The following is a 19,176-nucleotide window of genomic DNA, read 5'->3' as shown; positions in this document are numbered from 1 at the left end:
AGTGTGCTGAAAAGTGCACTTCCATTTACTAAATATGGAGGGAGAAGGAGATGAAATGCTAAGATTTCTGCTTAATCGATTGGGACAAAGTATCGTATTGCTGCTGATCGTTTCAATCATCACTTTTTTTCTGATTAATCTTGCTCCGGGCGGACCGGCCAGTACGATGCGCATGGATGCAACTCCAGAAGAGAGGCAAGCGATGGTTGAGAAATTAGGACTGGATCAACCGATCATGGTCAGGTATGTGGATTGGATTACCAATGCGGTTCAAGGAGATCTTGGCACTTCTTTTACTTCAAGTGAACCTGTTCTTCAGCGAATTATGGAACGCCTTCCTTATACCATTGAATTGACGATTTTCACAATTATTATTTCGGTATTTTTTGGAATTCTCTTTGGGGTCATGTCCGCGATCAAACGCGGAAGGGCGCAAGACCATGTCATCAACTTTGTCAGTGTTATCGGCTTATCTGTTCCAGCCTTTTGGCTTGGCCTCATGCTGATTCTGCTGTTTTCAATCACGCTTGGCTGGCTGCCTTCATCTGGAGTAGGGCCGCGTGGTGCTGAATTTGATTTATGGGGATGGATTTCCCATTTGCTGCTGCCGGTTCTGATTTTGACGACGACGGTGCTGCCGCATATTGTGCGCTTCACGCGGTCCTCGATGCTTGAAGTCATTTCACAGAACTATATCCGTACAGCACGCGCAAAAGGAGCAAAAGAATCGATTGTTTTGTACAGCCATGCACTGCGGAATGCGCTAATTCCCATTATCACGATTATCGGAATGCTGATACCGCGTTTATTGAGCGGAGCGGTCATCACAGAAGCAATTTTTGGCTGGACGGGCATCGGAACGTTGATCATCGAAGCGGCTAGAGGACGCGATTACCCGCTTGTTATGGGAGTTACCGTTGTCATAACGATTGTCGTGGTTGTTTGCAATTTGCTCGTGGATGTTCTTTACTCCAAAGTTGATCCACGCGTTAAAAATGTTTAAAGCCAGGAGGTGAAACAGAATGGTAGTATCTACAAAAACGACGTTGACTGATGAAATCCCATTAAAGCCGAGCCAAGGAAAACCCAGCATTGCTAAAGCTTTGCGTAAAAATAAAGTGGCTAGTTTTTCTCTTTGGTTTCTGATTCTCATCCATGTAGCCGTGTTTCTAGGTCCGGTGCTTTGGACAGTAAGCCCTGAGGAACTGCAGGAAGCAGGTGCACTGGCTGGTTGGTCTTTAAGTCATCCATTTGGGACGGACGATTTAGGGAGAGATGTCTTGGCACGAATGCTTCATGGCGGAAGAGTTACATTAATCGTCGGATTGGCGGCTATGCTTTTTTCCTTATTGATTGGAACGGTTGTCGGAGCATGTGCCGGTTTTTTTGGCAAAGTGGTCGAGGCGATCCTAATGAGAATAACAGAAGCCATGATGGCGATTCCAACTTTTTTCTTCATTCTGGTCGCACTTACTGTATTGGGAACCAGCCCGGTAATGGTGGTAGTGGTCATTGCGTTGGCCGGTTGGATGGAAATCGGAAGGGTAGTTTACGGCGAAACCTTAAAATGGAAAGAATATGAGTTCGTGGAAGCCGCCAATGCTTCCGGAGCGACACCGATACGTATTTTAACCAAGTACATTATTCCTCAAATTGTTCCATCCATTATCGTTTCAGGAACATTGACGATTGCGGCGGCTATCTTAACAGAAAGCGCGATTAGTTACCTCGGCTTAGGAATACAAGCTCCGACAGCGACTTGGGGCAATATGCTGCAAAACTCGCAGCAGTACATTTGGACAGCGCCCGTACTCGGAATTTTGCCAGGAGCTGCCATCACTATTGTGGTGCTTGCCTACAACTTTTTAGGAGACGGATTGCGCGATGCGCTCGATCCGAAATTTGTGAAAAAATAAAAAGAACTGGAGAGATGCGATTTGTTTACAACAATCAATGGCAACAAGCTTTATTATGAAATTCATGGAAATCCAGACGGCGAGACAATTTTCTTTATCCACGGTGCTCCGGGGCTAGGCGATTGCCGCGGCGATATAAAAGCTTTTTCGCCTCTGGGAGATCTGTATCGCCTAGTATTTATGGACATGAGAGGCTCCGGAAGGTCAGAAGGAAATCCGCCGTTCACTCATGAGCAATGGACAGCGGATATTGAGGAAATGAGAAAATCGCTTGTGGGTGGACCGATTAAAATTTTGGGCGGTTCTTATGGAGGATTTTTAACATTGGAATATGTGTTGCGTTATCCCGATAATGTGACGCACGTATTGCTTCGAGATACGGGGTCAAACAGCAGCTTTGACCACCTTTCGGTAGACCGTGCATTAAACAGCAATTTGCCCGGAATAAAAGAAGATGCCATTCGCCGTTTGTTCGCGGGGAAAGTGGAATCAAATGAAGAATTAAAGGAAATGTTTGCCGCCATTCAACCGCTCTACACGGTGAAATTTGATGAAGAAGCGGTGAAAAAACGATTGGATTCTATTTATTACCGGTATGAAACGCATAATTTTGCGTTCCGCTACAACAAAGCCGAATTTGATTTGGACAATGATTTGCATAAAATTGCCGTGCCGACTTTGGTGACCGTGGGCAGGCACGATTGGATTACGCCTGTTGAATGTTCGGAACTGATAGCCGAGAAAATTCCAAACTCCCAATTGGTGATTTTTGAAAATAGCGGACATTCTCCTCAACAAGAAGAAAATGAAGCCTACTTGCAACTGGTTCGTGAGTTTTTAAGCCAAGTTTCATCGCCGATCGGAAAATAGCCATTTCAGCTCGGTTAGTAATCGTCGGCAATAAAGGAGGCAACCAATGGACAAAAAAATACGCATTGCTGCAATAGGGGATATCGCCGTTTTGCAAAAGCCTAAAAAAGACATTTGGAAAGGAATCATGGGACAAGCCGATTTTTGTTTGGCAAATTTAGAAGCGCCGATCGTAGAAACGCCTGGTCCACCGGCAGATAAAATGGTTCGCATGAAGCAGCCGGCAGAAACTGCTTCTTGGCTGAACGATTTGCATATAACGGCTGTGTCGCTGGCCAATAACCATATGCTGGATTGGGGCGTGGAAGGGCTAAAACAAACGTGCCGTTTTCTCGAAAAAGCGGGAATTCGCCATACGGGAGCAGGAGATAATCTAGCTGAAGCGATAAAGCCCGTTTTAATCGAAAAAGATGGTTATAAGATTGCGTTTATCTCGTGGTCTTCAGCTGTTCCGCCCGGATTTCGCGCGATAAAAAATCGGCCAGGAATTGCAAGCGTTCGGATAAAAACGTCTTTCCATATTGATTCAAGCATCTTGGATGAACAACCAGGTACACCGCCATGGATCCAGACGGAACCGATTGAAGAGGATATGGTTTTATTGGAAGAAACCATAAAAGCCGTGTCGAGGGAAGCAGACTTCGTTATTTTAGCCATGCATTGGGGAGTGCCTCCTCAATGGAGCTCTGTACCTCAAGATCCCATTGCCGAATATCAAAAGATAGTTGCCCAGCGTGTAGCGAATGCCGGAGTGGATGTTGTGATCGGCCATCATTCACACGCGCCTTATGGTCTTGAAACCTTTCAGCCGGAAAACGGCGAGCAAAAAGAAATGCCGGTTTTATACAGCTTAGGCAATTATATTTTCCATCCTGAATTTTTTGAAGGAGGCCTTGATGTTTCGCCATTCCCTATTCCTTATAAGATGGAAATGGTGCCTGAAAATCACCAAAGTTGTTTAGCGGAACTTGTGCTTGTGCCAAATGGCCAGAAGTTGAAACTCGAAAAGATTGTCTTATACCCTGCTATGTTGGATGAAATTGGCGAGGCGATAGAAGGAACGGCTCAGCAAAAACAACAAGTAGCGGAAAGGCTTCAGCATTTTTCGGCCATACGAGGAGCAAAAACAGCATTGGAAAATCAAAAGCTTGTCTTAAACTTCGATTAAAGAGGGGTTAAATGTCTGGAATCATAAAGGAGGAGTATGATGGAAGAAAATTTAGCCGCTTCTGGCGTTGGCTATGGGCTGAACACCATTCCTGAAAAAATGAAGGCGGTCATTATCCGTGAACATGGCGGGCCAGAAGTGCTTTCGATTGAAGAAGTTGAAACTCCGAAACCAGGACCGAATGAAGTGCTGCTGAAAGTAGAGAATACGGCATTAAATCATTTGGATGTATTTGCGCGGGAAGGATTAAAAGGGCCAGGTGTCCCTAAAATGACTTTGCCGCATATTACCGGAGTGGATATTGTCGGAAGCGTCGCCGCATATGGGCCAGGAGATGCCGATCAACTAGCGGTAGGGAAAAGAGTGTTGGTCAATCCGTCATTTGGCTGTGGTTCGTGCAGGGCGTGCAGAGCCGGCGAACTCAGCATGTGCCCGGATTATAAAATTGTCGGGGAGCATGTATGGGGAGGCCTTGCAGAATATGTGGTTGTGCCTGCACGGAACATTATTTCAATTCCAGACCATATCCCATCAGAAGTGGCCGTCGCAGTTCCGGCTGTCTATACAACCGCTTGGCGAGGCGTCGTTACGGTTGGAAAAGTCAAACCGTCGGATACCGTTTTAGTGATCGGGGCTTCTGGCGGATTGGGATCAGCCCAGCTTGATATTGCTGTAGCGGCTGGCGCCACAGTGATAGGAGTTGCAGGAAGCGAGGAAAAGCGCAAGAAATGCTTGGAAATGGGAGCAAAGGCCGTGTTTGATTCTCATGGCGATTGGCAAGAGGAAGTGATGAAGTGGACGGGAGGCACCGGAGTTGATCTTGTCTTGGATTCTGTTGGCAAGCCCACTTTCCGAAAAAGCTTAAATTGCTTGGATTTTGGCGGCAGACTGGTGCTGTCCGGCGCTACTGCTGGCGATTTCCCTGAAATCAGCATCCGCGAAATTTACCAGTGGCACCGCCAAGTGCTTGGAGCTCCCATGGGCAATTGGGAAGACTTTTTGCAAGTGACGGAATGTGTATGGAACGAGAAATTGCATCCACAAATTCATGCCGTCTATCCGTTAGAAGACATCGCAGCTGCCGAAGTAGAATTGGATAAAAGAAAGCACTTCGGGAAGATTGTTATAAAAGTAAGCAACTAAAAAATAGCCGCTTTCGAAATCTATTGATTCCAAAAGCGGCTATTTTTAGTTCACCGAACCATATACAACCCAGCAATCGCCGCATAACAAATTCCCCACAGCAAAACCGCAAACCCCGTATTGTTTTTCAGACTGATTTCAAACGGGCTTTTCCGGCTCAGCGCCGCCATGAGCAGGTTCACTCCAGAAAACGGCGAAATCAAGATGGCGGCCATCCAGCTGGAAAGCAGACCGAGGCTCAAGTAAAGATGGTCTTCTAAAAATAGCGGAGAATCACTCAGTGTAATCGCCAAGATGGTGGCCGTGATGACCGGATGCAGCCCGACAATGGACGGAACAATCATAAGAAGCGCGATCAACGGGATCAAAAGCAAAACGTTGGTTATGTTCAAAACGTCGAGCAAGTCCAAGATCCATCTGTCGGCTCCGTTGTTCAAAAGCGCAGTGCCGAAAGCGCCGGCGACGATGAACAGCGACAACTCGTTGCCCATGCCGGGAATCCGGGCTTCGAAAAAGGACCGGTAGCTTTGAATAAATTCTTGTTTCGTGCTGAAAAACAGCGTCCAGACAACCGACATGACGATCGATACGAGTGGAATGACCGTCAGCACCGACAAGCCGGTTGTGTTTTCTACAATCATGATGATTGCGGTGATAAAGGCGACGACGAGTGCCAGTTCCGCCACTTTTCGTTTCGCTTTGGCCAATTCCATAGGATTGGTCGCAGGCATATCCATCGGAATTTCTTCGCGAGACTTTCCTTCAAGAAAAAAGCCGGTCAGCAAAATGATCAAGGCAAGCGTGATGCCGACAGGGGCGAGCTGCAGCCACGTAACATTGAAATAAGCGAGAATGAGCCCGACGGAAATGAAATAAGGAGACCACAGAAACGCCAGCACGAATCCACGGCTCATCGCTTTGATTCGCAGCATGGAATAAGGCTCGAACGATTTCGTGTCAGTCAGCTGATACAAAATGGGCAAGGAGCCTACGTTCATGATGGCGCCGATAGTAGCAGCGGAAACGGTTGAAAATAAATAAAGATGATTGGTTTTCTTAATGTAATAAGAAAAAATCACTTCTATGTATTTCAAGTAGTTGCCTTGCTTGATCGGAATGGCGAGAAGCGGCACGAAAATAAAAATGGCGAGTACGTTGGCATTCGTCTGCAAGCCAATGAAAAACGCGTGCATGCCGAAAGGGCTCAAGTCCATGAAAAGCGCACCAAGCGTCAGTGCCAAAATCAACGCTTTTGGTATCCGGTTCAAATAAGGAAAAAATGACAACAAGGCAATCAGCGCAAATAAGCTGACGAAAGTGGCGGCATAAGAAAACGGAAAAAAGATTGCGAATAAATACGTCGCGCCCATAAGCAAGGTGCTAAGAGGTCTTAGTAGCGGTTTCATTTTGGCACACCTTCTTTTTTTGATTGTTTTTATTTTGCCAGATAAATCGGCGGACGTCTTGTGCAAGGCTCGGGAAAAAATATGTTTGCGCGATGTGAATGACGGGTAATTATAGTTAGCATTCAACAGAGGCCAATGAACTGTACTGTGCAGGACGTGGTCTTTTAATTTGGTTTTGTAAAGTGGTATGATGGTTTTTTGAGAAATTCGCAGATTTTCTTAAAGCTTTTATTATCATAAAAATCCAAGTGCAGGATAGGAGCATATAGAGCATGAGAAAGCAGCAAGAAATTGAAATTCCGTTTTTATTGGCACTTCTTCCGCTGATCGTGATGATCGGCATGATGGCTTTTACGATTGTTAAGTTTGAAGGCAGCCCGCATATTCCGCTGGCGGTTGGTTCGATTGTGGCGGCATTTATTGCCTGGCGCCGCGGCTATCGATGGCAGACAATTGAGGATGGCGCCTATAAAGGGATCCGCCTTGCGCTGCCGGCGATTTTGATCATTATCGTGGTCGGCATGATCATCAGTTCGTGGATTGGCGGCGGTGTGATCGCGACGATGGTGTATTATGGTTTGCGAATTATCACGCCGTCTTTGTTTTTATTGACAATCTGCGTCATTTGCGCGATTGTGTCGCTGGCGATCGGCAGTTCGTGGTCAACAATGGGGACAATCGGTGTTGCAGGAATGGGCATTGGCATGAGCATGGGAATTCCTGCTCCAATGGTGGCCGGTGCGGTCATTTCGGGTTCGTATTTTGGAGATAAGATGTCGCCGTTGTCGGATACGACGAATATGGCAGCGGGGATCACCGGAACGGACTTGTTTGAACACATCAAACACATGGTGTACACGACGATTCCGGGCCTAGTGATTGCTTTGGGCGTTTACTTTTTCTTGGGGCGCAAGTTTGCGGGGGCGTCGATTGACGATGAGAACATTCAAGGGATTTTGACATCGCTGAGCGAGCAGTTTATCATTTCGCCTTGGCTGCTGCTTGTGCCGGCTGCACTCGTTGTGCTCGTGGTCATGAAAGTGCCAGCTTTGCCTGCACTAGTGGCGGGTGTGTTCTTGGGCTTCTTGTGCCAGATTTTTGTCCAAGGCGGCAACGTCGGGGATGCGGTCAATACGCTGCATGACGGCTTTGTGATTGCATCAGGCAACGAGATGGTCGATGAGCTGTTCAACCGCGGCGGCATTGAATCAATGATGTTCACCGTGTCGCTCGTTATTTTCGCGATGATTTTTGGCGGGATTTTGGAGCAGACGGGCATGCTGAAATCGATTGTCACGCAAATTTTGCGCGTGGCCCGTTCAGCGCGAAGCTTGATCATTGCAACGATCGCTTCGGCATTTTTCACCAACGTCACCGCATCGGAACAGTATATTTCGATATTGATTCCGGGACGGATGTACGCAAGGGCGTACCAGGACAAACGGATGCATTCGAAAAACTTGTCGCGGGCGCTTGAAGACGGCGGAACGTTGACGTCGCCGTTTGTTCCGTGGAACACGTGCGGTGTGTTTATTTTGGCAACGCTGTCGGTTCATCCGTTTGCATATGCGCCGTACGCGGTATTGAACTATTCGGTGCCGATCATTGGGATGCTGATGGCGGCAGTCGGCTATAAAATTCAATTTTTGTCAGCGAGCGAGCTGAAAGAAACGCGGGACCGGCAAGCACGGCTAGACCGGGAAGCTGCGGAAGACCTATAGGAAAGAACGTGCAGCGGCTGATGGCCGTTGGGCGTTCTTTTTTTGTTGGTCGTAATTCGGGTGGTGTTGAGCGGAATTCAGAGGTGGTTTGTCGTAATTCGTGGGCAAATGGTCGTAACTCGGGAGCGTTTTGTCGTAACTGCTTGTAGAAACGCGAATAGTGCATGAAAGAATGACGATACTGCATGTTAAAGAGCCAAAACTGCATGTTGAAAAGCAAAAACTTCATGAAGAAAATATTGGAAAATGAAAAGCAAAAGCCGATTGGCTGGCATTTCGCTTCGGCGAAATGCAAAAGTTCTTGTAAACTATCCTAAAAAAACGTTAACTTTAATGATGTTTTGATGCTATAGTATCTTTATATAGTGAAAATTTGGGAGTGAACAAGGTGTTAATGAAAATAGTAGGATCGTTGTTTAGCAAGAAAGCAATCGATCAACAAGTCCCAGAAGGATATATGATATGTCCATGCTGCGATGGTACAGCCATCGATGATTTCCGGAATGATTGCAATGAGTGCAAACATACGGGAGTGATAAAGAAACCGAATAAAACGCTTCAGAATGTATAAGGTGTATTGATGCTGCTCTAGCGTTTGTCGTAATTCACCATGGATAAGGCGTAATTCCGCGGAGGTATGTCGTAACTTGTTGGCGGTTGGTCGTAATTCAATCCTCGTTTGTCGTAATTCGGGCCGAGTATGTCGTAATTTAAGAACGGTTCGTCGTAATTCAGGTGACGCCAAGCGTTTTTAAGCTGGCCGCGCGAGCGGGCAGTTCCAATATGGTTTTTATCTTTGGGCTCTTATGCCGTAATTGGCTGCTCGTTTGTCGTAATTCGAATGAGATAGGGCGTAACTCGTGGCCGGTTGGTCGTAATTCAATCCAAGTATGTCGTAATTCGCGGACGTTTGGTCGTAATTCGCTCGCTTTTAAAAAACCACACTGCCCTAAACACTTTCGAAAGTGTTCGTGGCAGTGTGGTTTTTTGTCCATTCCTGCTGGTTTTATTCGGAGCGCCAAGGGTAGAATGGAAGAAAGCGGTCTATTACGTTGAGGAGGAAATTCCTGTGAATAAAAAATACATTTTATCGATCGACCAAGGCACAACGAGTTCGCGCGCGATGTTGTTTAACCACGAAGGCGAAGTGGTGGAGACGGCGCAACAGGAGTTCCAGCAGTTTTTCCCGAAACCGGGCTGGGTGGAGCACGATGCCAATGAAATCTGGACATCGGTTTTGGCATGTATCGCAGAAGTGCTGCGAAAAGCCGATGCGGACCCGGGCGAAATCGCGGGGATCGGCATTACGAACCAGCGTGAAACGGCGGTTGTTTGGGACCGGACGACCGGCAAGCCGGTGTATAAGGCGATTGTTTGGCAATCCCGTCAAACCGATGCGATTTGCCGGGAACTAAAAGAGCAGGGACATAATGATTTGTTCCGCAAGAAAACCGGGTTGTTGATCGATGCGTATTTTTCGGGGACGAAAGTGAAATGGATTTTGGACAACGTCGACGGCGCCCGTGAAAAAGCGGATAACGGCGAGTTGATGTTCGGCACGATCGATTCGTGGCTCGTCTACAAACTAACCGGCGGCAAAGAACACATCACCGATTACAGCAACGCATCGCGGACGCTGATGTACAATATTTACGATTTGACGTGGGACGATGAACTATTGGAGATTTTGACGGTGCCAAAAAGCATGCTGCCGCAAGTAAAGCAGTCATCTGAGATTTACGGGCATACCGTCAACTACCATTTCTTCGGCTTTGAGGTGCCAATTGCGGGCATTGCCGGCGATCAGCAAGCGGCGCTGTTCGGGCAGGCGTGCTTTGAAAAAGGCATGGCGAAAAACACGTACGGCACTGGCTGCTTTATGCTCATGAATACCGGCGAGCAAAGTGTGCAGTCGGAGCATGGTTTATTGACAACACTTGCATGGGGAGTCGACGGCAAAGTGGAATACGCCATCGAAGGCAGTATTTTTGTAGCGGGATCCGCAATCCAGTGGCTGCGCGATGGGCTGAAGCTGATCGACAGCGCGCCGGAAAGCGAAAAATACGCGGCGTCCGTCGATTCGACCGAAGGCGTCTACATGGTTCCGGCGTTTGTCGGACTCGGCACGCCTTACTGGGACACCGATGCGAGAGGCGCGGTATTCGGCTTGACGCGAGGGACAACAAAAGCGCATTTCATCCGAGCGACGCTTGAGTCGCTCGCGTATCAAACAAAAGACGTTGTCGATGTCATGATCGAAGAAGCGGGCATCGAAATGAAAACATTGCGCGTGGACGGCGGGGCTGTGGCGAACGATATGCTGATGCAATTCCAAAGCGATATGCTAGATGTCCCAGTGGAGCGCCCGGGCATCCAAGAAACGACGGCGCTTGGTGCAGCTTACCTGGCAGGCCTTGCGGTCGGATTTTGGAAAGACAAAAAAGAAATTGCGCAGCAATGGAAAGTGGAAAAAACCTTCACTCCGCAAATGCCGGCCGAACAAAGCGAAGAGCTTTACGACGGCTGGAAGCGTGCGGTAGAAGCTACTCGGAGCTTTAAAAAATAAAACAAGCTGATAGTGTGAAACTTTATCAGCCTCAATCCTCGGACTTCGCAGGAGAATGAGACAGACCAAACTAGTGTAGCAGAGATATTCTGCAGCTGGCTTTGGTCTTTTTTGTTGAGAAGAAGAGTGCTGAAGAAGTGTGGAAAATGCATGTTAAAAGTGTAGAAATGTATGATAAAATGCGAAAATTGCATGTTAAAACCGGAAAACTTCATGAAGAAAATATTTCCAGCAGATAAAATAAGAAGTTCCCCAAATCAAGGAATTTATTTGGAAATAAACCAATAAAAAATAACTATAATGTAAATATATGTGATATTATTTATCTAGTATTTTTATCCTATAGCAATTCTCCTAGGTCAGCTGTTTCACAATTTATAAAAAGTTGTAAAAGTAGCCAAAGGTTGAATAGTTGTGGTGTAGAAGTAAAAAAGAGAAATTAGGGGGATTTAAAATGAAATGCGAAAACTGTGGCCACGAACAAGCTAGTGGCAAGTTCTGCGGAAAATGCGGAAACGTTCTTACAGCAGGTGGGACTCCTTCTTATCAAGCTGTACAGGAGCAACCAATAAATACGGCTCAGTCGGCAGCAGCGGCGCCTGCTTATCAAGCACCGGCTGAACCAAGTATCCATGTTGAAAAAGTAAAAGAAACGTCAAAGCAGTATTGGAATTATTTTTTAGTGCATTTGAAAAAGCCATCTTCCATTCTTGAAAACCACCATCAGCACTTTATCAATGGATTAATTACTTTTGGGATTCTTGCATTACTGACGGCATTAGGGTTATACGATATGGTTAGTTATTTTTTTGGACCTGTCGATGATTTTGGAAGTGTGTTCGAACAAGAAAGCTTAAAGCCTTCATTCTTTAAGATTTTACTTTATACAGTCATTTCAGTGGCAGTAGTTTTTGCACTGTCTATCGGTTCGCTATTTGCCATTTCTAAGTTTTTTGGCCCCCAAACTCAAATTAAATCTCTTGTAGCAATGTTTGGTACTTACCTTATTCCAGTAATATTAGTTATGTTGGCTTCTTATCTTTTATTATTAATCGACTCAAGAGGCGTTGGCAGTAGCTTATTCTTTTTAGGTCTTCTTTTCAGCATATTCATTTTGCCTTTGTTTTTGATTACAACATTGGTTAGCCGAAGCGCTCACCACATTGATGCTTTCTACTCGTTTATTGCTTATATCGTTCTTTTTACTGTGGGTCTTTCAATTGTTCTAACTATATTTGCGGACTCATCGATTAGTAATTTTATGGCTGAGATAATGGACTACTCGTCCTTTTAAGATTTAAGGCAGAAGAGGTGAAAAGAAATGAAGAAATTTTGTACAAATTGCGGACACGCCAATAATAGCTCCAATCAGGTTTGCATTGAATGCGGAACTCCGTTTGCCAAAGAACCAAACGGGACTCAGCACAATGGTCCCAAAAAACCGATGCCATTCAAGACGAAACTGATTGCCGGCATCGGGGTTGTTTTACTGGCGTCACTCATCGGATTATATTCATGGGGCACGAAAACAGCCACAGCCGAGACAACCGTATCCAAGTTTTTTGAAGCATTGCAGGAAAAAGACGCAGCCGCATTAACGAAGTATGCTGCTTTATCGAACGGCGAAGAAATAACCGAAAAAGAAGCTTCGGCGTTTATTGATTTATATCAGAATTTAACGCAGATCGAGTTGGAAGATATGGCGACAATCGAAAAGAAAGGCAAAGTTGCCGGGATTTTCGATGCTCACAAAGTCATTTTATCTACTCAACAAGTTTCCTATTATTTTCCGTATGAAGGCTTAAGCTTAAAATTAAACGGCAAGAATGTTCCATCCGTACAAAATGAAGATGAATATGTTTTCTCGGGGATTGTCCCTGGCAATTATAAAGCAGAATTTATTTTTGATGATGAAAAAACCGAATTTGCTTATCCTTTTGACTTGACTGTAGAAAGCCAATGGGATTCTTCCAACATAGCGTCACTTGAAGAAGAATTGCCAATCGGCTCAACGACTTTCCAAGTGACGGTTGGGGATTATTCAACAGATTATGAAAGCAAAATTATCGTCGGAGATAAAGAGTTTGAGGTAAACGAATACGGTGAGACCGAATCCGTTGGACCATTTCTTTTGGATGGAAGCATGAAAGTGCTAGCGAAAGTTGAGTTTCCATGGGGAGCCGAAACTTCAGAAGCAGTTCCGATCGACGATGACTACATCAGCGTCGACATCCCTAAGTTAAATGAAAAAGCTGAAAAGGAATTGATTGATCAATTTGCCTTGTTTATGGAAGAACATGTTGAAGCGAGGGGAACTCGTAATGCTTCTGTCTATACGACATTAACGCCGGGGAATTTAAAGTCAATGGCGGATGAATTTGACAGTTGGAAAGACTCGGAGTACTTTTTTAAAGGCTCTTTAACAAAAATTAACTTAGACGGCGAATCTATTCAACTTTCGTCTGAAGGCGTTAGTGTCGATGCTGAAGTAGTGGGAAATGCCGCTTATTACTATCAATCCGATACACCGGAAATGGAAACGATCAAATCCCAAATCCACGCCGTATTTACTTATGATAGCAACAAGAAAAAATGGTTGGTCGATGAAGTTTCGGAGTATCAAAATTATGACAGGGAATTTATCGTTGAACCGTTGCAGTCTTTAGAAGGATCGAAAAAAACTTATGAAGTCAAAGGTTCTACAGATCCTGTAAACCGCAATGCAGAGGAATCTGTACAATCCGCGGATTTAACTAGCGAAGTTGAGTATTTCATGGGTGAATACAATGCTTCTAGTGTCATAGCCATGAATGCTGGTGATTTTTCTTATGTTTCTTTCTTAATAGATGAGAATGGCCCGAAATGGAAAGAATCTGCTGATTACATTGATTATGTATATTCAAAAGGAATTACTGAAGAATGTCTTGGAACAACTGTAGAGAAAATTGAAACAATCGATGACGCGACGATAAAAGTCACGACAATCGAAAAATATCATATTTACGGAACCGAAAAACCCGGAGAAAAAACTTTCCGGTCGGTCAACCTTCTTAAAAAAGATGGAAGCAGCTGGCTAGTTAATAAGCTCATTTCTACTACTGAAATCTAATTACTTAATTTGTCTATCACTATGGTGCACAGAAAAAGCTGCCTCGGGAAACATACTCGAGGCAGCTTTTTTCACTTATTCTTTATAATAGGTTCCATTAAAGGCGACAGCCGTGCCGTGCCAATACGTGCATTCGAACGATTCGTTGATCTTGATCGCATCATCAGATATGGAAAACTCCAATATACAGCCTTCGGCATCGTTATAATAAGCGGTATCGCCTTCGATTGTGGAGGTCCCAGCGATATCACCTACATGTCCTCCGCTTTCCACATGAAGATTGAAATCGAAACTATCATCTGCAGTTTGGTTAATCGATAGATTTCCATCAAATCCCTCTACAATTGACCAGTTTCCAGTTAAATTAGCAGTGGCTTCTTTCTGATACTCTTCTGGAAGCCATTCGTTTGGAACATCATAAACAATTTCAGTACTATCAGCATAGACGCCTTCAAAATACCTGGCATCTTCATAAGCTAAAATATAAATTTTTCTGCCGTTTTGAGAAACTTCATTAATTATATTCGCTTGCATTCCGGTTTTTTGGATATAACTTCTGTATTCTTCTTCTGTAACTTTCATGTCTTCATTGTCTGGATCTACCACTTTTAATCCGTCTAGCAGCCAATTTCCATCTTCTTTTACAGCCGTAAAGTATGCGGTGCTTCCTCGGTTGTTAATAACATCGCCAAATTCGATCGTAGAAATCACCAGTTTGTTGTTGCTGTTTTCATGAATGGTAAAGCGGATGTCAAAGTCGACAATAGGAAAGACGGGCGTGTCGCATTCGCAATAGAAATATTCAGCGCTTTCTTTAAGTGGACCATCAGCAAAACGCGTGGTCGCAAAGGGCAATAACTCCGGCCGCAATATGCTGAAATCTGGCGGGTTGCTCCCAGCACTCCATTGGTACTGCTCGCCCATATCATTATAGGCATCAAAAACGCCCTCCCATAGCTCGGTTATAATTTCTTTTGCTTCTTCATGCACCAATTCTTTTTGGATGCTCGCCAGTTTTTGAGGTGTAGCTTTTTCCTCTTCTTTTAGTTCTAATTTATCGCTTAATACCGTTTTAGAGTCTTGAATAATAAAGTGGTCATAAAGAAAAATGGCAGCTCCTCCTATTAATAAAACCATCAAGACATTTAAAGTGAATTTTTTCATTGTATCCTTCTTTTGTTAAAAAAACCATTTATATAAGTTGATTATACTAGTTTTTTACAAATTTAATATATACTTTTTCCTATAAAATATTGTGTGATGTTAAATAAAGAAGGGTTTTATTCAATTAATTATGAGAGGGCAAAGGAGAATAACAAAAGAAGCATCATAGTTTATGTATTCTACAAATTGCCATCTTTCTCGATATTCGGTATCTTTTTACTAGGTGATAAAATTTGCGGAAAAATTTAACTGTTCTTTTAATATTTACTATAAGCATTTTCTTTTTATATAATGTATGGACTCCGCCGAATTTATTGGCTAAAAATCAATTTCTGGTGATTGCTCACCGGGGAGCAAGTGCCGAGGCGCCGGAAAATACAATTGCTGCGTATAAACTGTCGGAGAAAATGGGCGCAGATTATATTGAAATTGATTTGCAAATGACGAAAGATGGCGAGTTGGTGGCGATGCACGATTCTTCTGTAGACAGAACGACCGACGGCAGCGGCAAAGTAGCCGAGCTGACTTTGGCTGAAATTAAGCAATTAGACGCGGGATCTTGGTTTTATGAGGCGTTTCCTAAGAAGGAAAATAAGGCATTTGAAGGGGTTCAAGTGCCGACGTTGCAAGAGGTTTTCAAGGAATTTGGCAGCGACGCCAATTATTACATAGAAACGAAAAAAGGTGACAATGCATTTGAGATGGAGCGGGAATTAATCAAGCTGCTTTCGCAATATGGATTGCTGGATGGTTCACAGAATAAAGGCCAAGTGGTCATTCAATCGTTTCACAAAGAAAGCTTGAAGTTTATCCACAAACTTAATAGCGACATTCCGTTGATTAAGTTGGAATACGATGAGGAAATAGCTGATATGTCGAAAGCGGAACTCGAAGATATTTGCGAATACGCGGTTGGGATCGGTGCTTCTTATACGAAAATTGACAAGGGCTATATTAAGAAGGCAAGAGCAGAAGGCTTGCTGGTTCATCTTTTTACTATCGACAATGCGAACGACGTTAAAAAGGTGAAGTCGTTGGGAGCGACCGGTATTTTTACGAATGACGTTCAGCCAATTAAAGAAGCTCTTGAAAGGTGAAGCAGACAAAAGCAGCCCAGGCTATTTTGTCTGCATTTTTAATTTCCTTTTTTATTTAGTCACTCTAAACTTAGTGGAATCGAAAGGAGAAGGAGCGTCCCTTGGAGAATATTACAAGACGAAACTTATCAGAAATGAGGGCGGTTATCATAATGAAATTTATGCTTGCCTTAATATGGGCGGTTTTTATACTAGTGGCCACGTGCAATAGCGATGCAGCTGCATTCCTATACGAACAAACCGTGAATTTCAACGTGAACCCGAGACCGAATTTTTCCAATCTGTTTATTCTCTATGACATTGACTTTGGGGATAATTTTTATTTGATCCAAAAAATCGGACATACGCTGGCTTTTGGCATTTTGTATGCGTTAGTTTTTGGGTGGCTGAAAAACTTGAACAAAGCGTTGCTTGTTTGCGGATTGTTCGCGCTTTTCACTGAAGTGGTTCAATTGTATTTCGAGCGCAGCGGCCGGTTGTTTGATGTCGGAGTTGATTTCGTGGGGATCTTATTGGCTTATAGTTTGTGCAGATTATTGAATTCGCATTCCCAATCGGCAGCGGTGAAACGATAGAACTCTTTATCAGTCATTGCAATAAGTTAGGTGATATAATATCATTTGTATCTTTATCGACGAAATTTGAACAGAAAAGGAATACTTATTATAATGCAAAAACACCAATTATATTCATGGGCCGCGGTTCTGCTTTGGATGGCCTTGATTTTTACTTTGTCCCATCAGCCGGCTATTGAATCGAGCCAGTTGAGTTCAGGGATTACCGAAATGGTGATCGCTGTATTGAGGAATTTCATGTCTGATGCACGAGAACATGTGGACCTGCTTCAGCACATTGTCCGAAAAAATGCGCATTTCCTGATTTATCTGGTGCTTGGAATGTTGACGCTTTATGCGCTGCGAACGGGCGGTAGCCGAGGCATCCGCTGCTCGCTTGCTGCTTTTGGTATTTGCGCGCTGTATGCCATGACGGATGAATTCCATCAATTGTTCATCGATGGCAGGAGCGGGCAAGTGAGCGACGTGCTCATCGACAGTTCCGGCGCTTTGATTGGCATTGCCGCATTTCTGTGGTGTAGGCGGCTGTTGAAAGCGAACCGGAAAAAAGAAAAAATTATCCATAGCTAGGATTCAGAAAGAAGCTTTTTCGCTGCGGCATAAAGCTTCTTTTTTTGATTGCGTGAAGAAAAGTGAACAGTGCTTGTAGCGAGCTTGAAACTGCTGGTAAAGATTGAACTAGTGCATGTAGAAATGGGGGAAATGCAGGTAAAAAGAAGAAAACTAGATGAAGAACATATTTCCAGCTGCGCGTTTTTTAGTTTTAAGAGTTTATTCGCCCCTATTGCCTTATGTTCTGTAGGGAACAAAACCGGGTATAAGGCTTGTAACAACCTAATAAAGGAAGGTGTTTCGAGTGGCAGAAGGGCAAAACATACCGCGTGCAGGGACGATCATTTTTACGGATTTGACGGTGGATGGAGCAGATGAGGCACGGGATTTTTATAAGAAAGTGATCGGCTGGGAACATAGCGACCTCAGTATGGGGGAGTATGATGATTACGTGATGACGGCTCCGGGCGGCGAAGGAGTTGCGGGCATTTGCCATCAGGCGGGTGCCAATCAGGGATTGCCGCCTGTATGGCTGGTTTATTTTGGGGTCGCGGATTTGCAGGCGAGTTTGGAAGCGTGCCGGACAAATGGCGGAAAAGTGCATACGGAACCGAAAGAAGCCATTGGGCCGGGCAGTTATGCGGTCATTGAATACCCGGCGGGGTCGTTTTGTGCGCTTAGCCAGTTGTGAAAGGCGGTAGGGCGTAACTCGTGGACGGTTTGTCGCAACTCGCGGATAGGTCGTAATTCAGTCGGATTAGGTCGTAATTCGCTCCGTTCGTCGTAACTCGTTGGTGATTGGTCGTAATTCACGCTCTGTTTGTCGTAATTCGCAAGGCAAATTGATCGCAAAGCAGGTGAGATTATGGCAGGGGAACTCATTTTGGTGCTGGAAGAGTATGAGACGTCGTTTACGGTGCGGTTAATCGATCGGAACGGAAAAGTGTATAGCCACAATTACTTTTCGGAAATTCCGGACATCGCGAATGTCCGGACATTGATTGCGACGCTGACGCATATTTTCGGAAACTTCAATCGGGTCACATACAGCAAAGACATCAAGTCGATTTGGGACCATGAAGCGCGTCCGGATGCGTTCGGAAAATTTATGGCGGAGCTGTTCGCTTCGCAAAACAATTCCAGCAACAAGTACCAGGCATGGGAACAGTTCAGCAACTTTTTGGAGGAATTGGAAAACGAAGCGCACCGTGATTATACGGCAGATTTGCCATTTTAAAAGGCCCACGCAATAAGCGTCGGCCTTTTCTTGTTTATTGCCACACACATTTGTATTTATTCGAAGAAGTTACTTCGATTTCGAAAATGCTGATCAATTCGCACATGCAGTAAAACGCGCGCAAATTTTTGGCGGTAAAGTTCCGGATGCGATTGTCGTCTACATATACGACTGTTTTATCTTCTTTATCGAGAAAGCGTTTTTCGATATAAAGCGGAGCATTTTGCAAGCGCCCTATACCTTCCTTAGCTTTAATATACGTGGAATACTGGTAAATCGATCCTTCAATATATTCGTCTTCCCAAGAAAAAATCAAAATCAAATCGTATTTTTCCATGAAATGAATGGTTTCTTCTCTTGTTTCCAACATCGACTCCAGCGTTTGGGCAATAAATTTTTTCATGACATCTAAATTCTCAGAAACCTGTGTTGGTTTTCGTTTAAAAATAAACATTTAAAGCCCCTCTTTCTGAAGAACGACAGCAGCATGGAGTGTTGCTAGTTCATCGTTCTTACGCATGAATAGATTTTATATGAATTACTTTTATTTACATCTACATAGATATTATATACTTTAATCACATAAAGAAAAATAGGTTAATTTACCTATATAAAATAAAGTTCTTTTTGACTAATGCAAAAAATAAAACAC

17 protein-coding genes are annotated in these 19,176 nt (G+C 44.3%); 14 read left to right on the top strand and 3 right to left on the bottom strand.

Annotated features, from left to right (window positions below; translation table 11 throughout):
* Nucleotides 1-34: 34 nt before the first annotated feature.
* From ACRRQV_RS06855 to ACRRQV_RS06835, 5 genes are read left to right on the top strand one after another with little or no spacing between them, the layout of a single operon-like run.
* Nucleotides 35-1,003 (top strand): ABC transporter permease, encoded by a 969-nt coding sequence (locus tag ACRRQV_RS06855; protein ID WP_432529023.1) that lies wholly within the window; start codon nucleotides 35-37, stop codon nucleotides 1,001-1,003.
* 19 nt (nucleotides 1,004-1,022) lie between these two features.
* On the top strand, nucleotides 1,023-1,916 hold the full coding sequence (locus tag ACRRQV_RS06850; protein ID WP_432529021.1) for an ABC transporter permease: 894 nt from the start codon (nucleotides 1,023-1,025) through the stop codon (nucleotides 1,914-1,916).
* 21 nt (nucleotides 1,917-1,937) lie between these two features.
* Nucleotides 1,938-2,786 carry an alpha/beta fold hydrolase gene (locus tag ACRRQV_RS06845; RefSeq protein WP_432529019.1) on the top strand — a complete coding sequence of 283 codons (849 nt, stop codon included), beginning with the start codon at nucleotides 1,938-1,940 and terminating at the stop codon, nucleotides 2,784-2,786.
* A 46-nt stretch (nucleotides 2,787-2,832) separates the two neighbouring features.
* The gene (locus tag ACRRQV_RS06840; protein ID WP_432529017.1) at nucleotides 2,833-3,954 is read left to right on the top strand and encodes a CapA family protein; all 1,122 of its coding nucleotides are present in this window, start codon (nucleotides 2,833-2,835) and stop codon (nucleotides 3,952-3,954) included.
* Nucleotides 3,955-3,993: 39 nt separating this feature from the next.
* Complete coding sequence (locus ACRRQV_RS06835; protein ID WP_432529015.1) at nucleotides 3,994-5,097, top strand: zinc-binding dehydrogenase; 1,104 nt, start codon at nucleotides 3,994-3,996, stop codon at nucleotides 5,095-5,097.
* Between the two features lie 50 nt (nucleotides 5,098-5,147).
* Here the strand turns inward: ACRRQV_RS06835 and ACRRQV_RS06830 are convergent, their stop codons facing one another.
* Nucleotides 5,148-6,467, bottom strand: coding sequence for a hypothetical protein (locus ACRRQV_RS06830; protein WP_432529013.1), 1,320 nt, complete (start codon nucleotides 6,465-6,467; stop codon nucleotides 5,148-5,150).
* A gap of 308 nt (nucleotides 6,468-6,775) precedes the next feature.
* Between ACRRQV_RS06830 and nhaC the strand changes: the two genes are divergently transcribed.
* The 4 genes from nhaC (at nucleotide 6,776) to ACRRQV_RS06810 (ending at nucleotide 13,899) form a co-directional block, all read left to right on the top strand.
* Entirely contained in the window at nucleotides 6,776-8,224 is a 1,449-nt protein-coding gene (nhaC, locus tag ACRRQV_RS06825; RefSeq protein WP_432529011.1) for a Na+/H+ antiporter NhaC, read from the top strand.
* A gap of 1,069 nt (nucleotides 8,225-9,293) precedes the next feature.
* Nucleotides 9,294-10,790 (top strand): glycerol kinase GlpK, encoded by a 1,497-nt coding sequence (gene glpK / locus ACRRQV_RS06820; RefSeq protein ID WP_432529008.1) that lies wholly within the window; start codon nucleotides 9,294-9,296, stop codon nucleotides 10,788-10,790.
* A gap of 454 nt (nucleotides 10,791-11,244) precedes the next feature.
* A complete protein-coding gene (locus tag ACRRQV_RS06815) occupies nucleotides 11,245-12,084 on the top strand; it encodes a hypothetical protein (protein WP_432529006.1) in 840 nt (279 codons plus the stop codon).
* Nucleotides 12,085-12,111: 27 nt separating this feature from the next.
* Nucleotides 12,112-13,899, top strand: a complete 1,788-nt coding sequence (locus tag ACRRQV_RS06810) for a TcaA NTF2-like domain-containing protein (protein ID WP_432529004.1) — start codon at nucleotides 12,112-12,114, stop codon at nucleotides 13,897-13,899.
* 75 nt (nucleotides 13,900-13,974) lie between these two features.
* Here the strand turns inward: ACRRQV_RS06810 and ACRRQV_RS06805 are convergent, their stop codons facing one another.
* Nucleotides 13,975-15,063, bottom strand: coding sequence for a hypothetical protein (locus ACRRQV_RS06805; protein WP_432529002.1), 1,089 nt, complete (start codon nucleotides 15,061-15,063; stop codon nucleotides 13,975-13,977).
* A 314-nt stretch (nucleotides 15,064-15,377) separates the two neighbouring features.
* Here ACRRQV_RS06805 and ACRRQV_RS06800 point away from each other — a divergent pair, with 314 nt between their 5' ends.
* The 5 genes from ACRRQV_RS06800 to ACRRQV_RS06780 all read left to right on the top strand — a co-directional run bounded on the left by ACRRQV_RS06800 (nucleotide 15,378) and on the right by ACRRQV_RS06780 (nucleotide 18,524).
* Nucleotides 15,378-16,160, top strand: coding sequence for a glycerophosphodiester phosphodiesterase (locus ACRRQV_RS06800; RefSeq protein WP_432529000.1), 783 nt, complete (start codon nucleotides 15,378-15,380; stop codon nucleotides 16,158-16,160).
* A 152-nt stretch (nucleotides 16,161-16,312) separates the two neighbouring features.
* Nucleotides 16,313-16,735 (top strand): VanZ family protein, encoded by a 423-nt coding sequence (locus ACRRQV_RS06795; RefSeq protein ID WP_432528998.1) that lies wholly within the window; start codon nucleotides 16,313-16,315, stop codon nucleotides 16,733-16,735.
* A gap of 93 nt (nucleotides 16,736-16,828) precedes the next feature.
* Nucleotides 16,829-17,305, top strand: a complete 477-nt coding sequence (locus tag ACRRQV_RS06790) for a VanZ family protein (protein ID WP_432528996.1) — start codon at nucleotides 16,829-16,831, stop codon at nucleotides 17,303-17,305.
* A 286-nt stretch (nucleotides 17,306-17,591) separates the two neighbouring features.
* Nucleotides 17,592-17,978, top strand: coding sequence for a VOC family protein (locus tag ACRRQV_RS06785; protein WP_432528994.1), 387 nt, complete (start codon nucleotides 17,592-17,594; stop codon nucleotides 17,976-17,978).
* A 174-nt stretch (nucleotides 17,979-18,152) separates the two neighbouring features.
* Nucleotides 18,153-18,524, top strand: a complete 372-nt coding sequence (locus tag ACRRQV_RS06780; RefSeq protein WP_432528992.1) for a hypothetical protein — start codon at nucleotides 18,153-18,155, stop codon at nucleotides 18,522-18,524.
* A gap of 34 nt (nucleotides 18,525-18,558) precedes the next feature.
* Here the strand turns inward: ACRRQV_RS06780 and ACRRQV_RS06775 are convergent, their stop codons facing one another.
* Nucleotides 18,559-18,978, bottom strand: a complete 420-nt coding sequence (locus ACRRQV_RS06775; protein WP_432528990.1) for a hypothetical protein — start codon at nucleotides 18,976-18,978, stop codon at nucleotides 18,559-18,561.
* Nucleotides 18,979-19,176 lie beyond the last annotated feature (198 nt).

Source organism: Planococcus sp. YIM B11945, assembly GCF_050864155.1.
In the GTDB taxonomy this organism is placed as follows: domain Bacteria; phylum Bacillota; class Bacilli; order Bacillales_A; family Planococcaceae; genus Planococcus.
The sequence above is the reverse complement of the archived record's forward strand: the minus strand, read 5'-3'. Positions and strand labels throughout refer to the sequence as shown.

Excerpts from the sequence above, each read along its gene's own strand:
- ACRRQV_RS06855 (WP_432529023.1), top strand. The coding sequence starts at position 35 with ATGGAGGGAGAAGGAGATGAAATGCTAAGATTTCTGCTTAATCGATTG.
- ACRRQV_RS06850 (WP_432529021.1), top strand. The coding sequence starts at position 1,023 with ATGGTAGTATCTACAAAAACGACGTTGACTGATGAAATCCCATTAAAG.
- ACRRQV_RS06840 (WP_432529017.1), top strand. The coding sequence starts at position 2,833 with ATGGACAAAAAAATACGCATTGCTGCAATAGGGGATATCGCCGTTTTG.
- ACRRQV_RS06835 (WP_432529015.1), top strand. The coding sequence starts at position 3,994 with ATGGAAGAAAATTTAGCCGCTTCTGGCGTTGGCTATGGGCTGAACACC.
- ACRRQV_RS06830 (WP_432529013.1), bottom strand. The coding sequence starts at position 6,467 with ATGGGCGCGACGTATTTATTCGCAATCTTTTTTCCGTTTTCTTATGCC.
- nhaC (WP_432529011.1), top strand. The coding sequence starts at position 6,776 with ATGAGAAAGCAGCAAGAAATTGAAATTCCGTTTTTATTGGCACTTCTT.
- ACRRQV_RS06815 (WP_432529006.1), top strand. The coding sequence starts at position 11,245 with ATGAAATGCGAAAACTGTGGCCACGAACAAGCTAGTGGCAAGTTCTGC.
- ACRRQV_RS06810 (WP_432529004.1), top strand. The coding sequence starts at position 12,112 with ATGAAGAAATTTTGTACAAATTGCGGACACGCCAATAATAGCTCCAAT.
- ACRRQV_RS06805 (WP_432529002.1), bottom strand. The coding sequence starts at position 15,063 with ATGAAAAAATTCACTTTAAATGTCTTGATGGTTTTATTAATAGGAGGA.
- ACRRQV_RS06795 (WP_432528998.1), top strand. The coding sequence starts at position 16,313 with ATGAAATTTATGCTTGCCTTAATATGGGCGGTTTTTATACTAGTGGCC.
- ACRRQV_RS06790 (WP_432528996.1), top strand. The coding sequence starts at position 16,829 with ATGCAAAAACACCAATTATATTCATGGGCCGCGGTTCTGCTTTGGATG.
- ACRRQV_RS06780 (WP_432528992.1), top strand. The coding sequence starts at position 18,153 with ATGGCAGGGGAACTCATTTTGGTGCTGGAAGAGTATGAGACGTCGTTT.
- ACRRQV_RS06775 (WP_432528990.1), bottom strand. The coding sequence starts at position 18,978 with ATGTTTATTTTTAAACGAAAACCAACACAGGTTTCTGAGAATTTAGAT.